Source organism: Planctomycetota bacterium (assembly GCA_038746835.1).
GTDB lineage: Bacteria > Planctomycetota > Phycisphaerae > Tepidisphaerales > Tepidisphaeraceae > JBCDKH01.
In genome coordinates this window covers 1-2,513 of the sequence record JBCDKH010000301.1, presented here as the reverse complement: position 1 = coordinate 2,513, position 2,513 = coordinate 1, and the positions used below count along the sequence as shown (strand labels likewise).

General features: G+C 66.1%; 2 protein-coding genes. Both read right to left on the bottom strand.

Annotated features, from left to right (window positions below; all coding sequences use genetic code 11):
- The coding region (locus AAGI46_16825; protein MEM1013871.1) for a hypothetical protein at positions 1-634 on the bottom strand (634 nt) is incomplete at its 3' end.
- Between the two features lie 137 nt (positions 635-771).
- Entirely contained in the window at positions 772-2,370 is a 1,599-nt protein-coding gene (locus AAGI46_16820) for a sugar-binding protein (GenBank protein ID MEM1013870.1), read from the bottom strand.
- Between the last annotated feature and the right edge of the window lie 143 nt (positions 2,371-2,513).

The window sequence follows — 2,513 nt, the reverse complement described above, 5'->3', positions numbered from 1 at the left end:
CGTCCAGCTCGGCCAAGGCCTCGGTGTACGCCTGCTCCGCTTCATCGATCTGGACGATCAGCCCGGCGTCCTGGGCCGCCTGAAGCTCGTCGTACGCCGCGGCTGCCTCGCGGAACTTGACCAGCCGTGCCTCACCGCCGCTGGAGAGTTCGACGAGTCGTTGCTCGCGCTCGTCGCCCTGGAAGTTCTCGACGATCCGCACCACCTGTGCCGGCCGAACTTCAAAGGCGGTCAGGGCTTCGGAGGCTTCCTGGTATGTCGCGCGAAACGCCTCGGCGGCGTCGGAGTCCTGCGAGAGCGGGAGCTGGATTTCGAGGCGTGTATCGCCCTGCGGCCGCCAGATGAGGCCCAGCACGCCCTGCGGGTCGACACGCCGCTTGAGTGCCGAGGCGACGCGTTGGCTGAGCGATTCGGAGCCGGCGACCTGCTCGAAGTCTTCGGGAACCTCGATCTCGTAGATCAGGCTCGTCCCGCCGACCATGTCGATGCCGGGCTTGAGATAGCTGTCAAAGCTGGCCGGCCCCTGGATGAGCGGCTTGAAGAGGCTGAACGGCGCGACCGGGAAGATCGTGCACACCGCCGCGTACAGAACGACGAGGATCAGCGTGATGCGGCCGGCAAAAACGGTGGGCATGAGACTCGGAGGTCGTGAGTCGAACGGGGTGAGTGGGCTTGAGCAGGAGATCGTCGTCCGGCTCATGTCCGACTCACGACTCCCAGCTCACGAACACGCGCCGTGGCGGTTCGTCCCGCTTCGGGCGGGTCGACACACTAGGAACCCGTTGCCGTGTCACCGTCGACCTTGAAGGCGGTGCCGGAGCCGAAGGTCGATTTCGCGCCGAGCCAGTCGGGTCGCCAGTGCAGCACCTGGCGTGTCGGCTCGCCGTCATCGGCCGTGTCCATGTCGTTGACCGCAACGTTCAGGCGGAATCGATCCCACGCGGTGCCGGCCTTCTGGTCGAAGTACGCCGACGGCACCGCGATCTCGACCTCGTAGCCGACGTCGGACGTGGCCACGGCCCACTGGGTGCCCTCGGGCAGGGCGCTCGGCTGGTGAACTCGATGCTGGCCAGCGGCATCGGGGCCGATCGCGACAAGGAGGTACGTGTTCTCACGGACGCCGGGGTTGCTGCCCCGTTCTGCCGTCGGTCGGGCGTCGATCCGCAGTTCCACGCCGTCTTGTTGCCAAGCCGACTGGCCGTTCAGGAAGAGCTCATCATCCTCGACGCGAATGGCGAAGTAGACCATTTCGTCGTCGAACCCTGTCGCAATCCGGATGGACGTGTCGTCCGGCCCCTGCCACGGCTCGGCCCCGCCCGACACCTCCGCCGGCCAGAGGACGTCGCCCAAGTCCGTCCAGTCGTCCGTCTGCCCGTCGATCGTCACGTCGGTCTTGATCCGACGGACCGGCATCGCCAGTTCCTCGGCTTCGCCCAGATCGTCGATTCGGCCAGCCAGGCTGACGTTGAGCCATGCGTCGGCCAGCGCTCGGGTCGGGAACCAGTGCCCGCGATCGCCCACGTGAAACGGCACCTCGGCCTGCCCTGCCGGCTTCAGCTCGACCTCGGCGACGAGATGGTCCCACGTGAAGCGATGCGATGCGATCCAGCCCTTCGACGTGTCGACAACCTTCAGCGGCTTGCCCGGCGTTTCCGGCAGCCGGCGGTCGAGGATCTCCGAGAGCCACATTCGTGAGAACTCGGGATGCCCGGGAATGTGGTGCTGGATCCCCGGCTCAATCACCGCAGCCCAGGCTGCGCCCTCTTCTCGTTGCCGCGCGACGAATGTGTATGCGCGTGGCGTGATGCCGAACCGGTCGTGCTGGGCAAGCAGGAAGAGCGTCGGCACTCCGTGCATCGGGGAAAAGTCGTCTGTCCAGTAGCCCCCACGCGACGGCAGGACGGCCGCGACGCGATCGGGAATGAGCACCGCCCAGCTCATCGCCTGCCAGGCACTTTGCGACAGCCCGGTCAGGATCAGCGGTCTGGACGCGAGGTCTGGGCTGCCGGTCTCGGTCGCAAAGTGCGCGAGTGCCGCGTCGATTTCATCGATGCCCTTCTGGCCGAGTGGCAACCGGCCGGGTCGGCCTTGCTCGGGGGCCCGCATGTCGTGCAGGAGCAACGCCAAGCTGTGCTCCGTCGCGAAGGCGCGCCACTCCGACTCGTGATAGATGCGCCGGCCGGCCTGATAGTCGGCGACGACGATGATGCCGCGGACGACCTTCGTGTCTTCCGAGATCCAGAGTTCGAAGTTGGCTCGGGTGACCGGGGGCTGCGGCTGCGACTGAAGGGACCAGGAACTGCCACCTATGTTTCCGGATACACTGGCAACTGGAACGAGAACAACGACGAGCAGGATCGTGCGCATCATGATTTTTCGGGTGCGTTCTTGGGCTCGACGCTGGCCAGCGCCTGTTTCTGGAACTTGAGCTTGGTGTTGCTGGTTTCGTCGACCTTGACGGTGACGTGATCGTCCGCGACGCCGACGACTGTGCCGAGGATGCCGCCGATGGT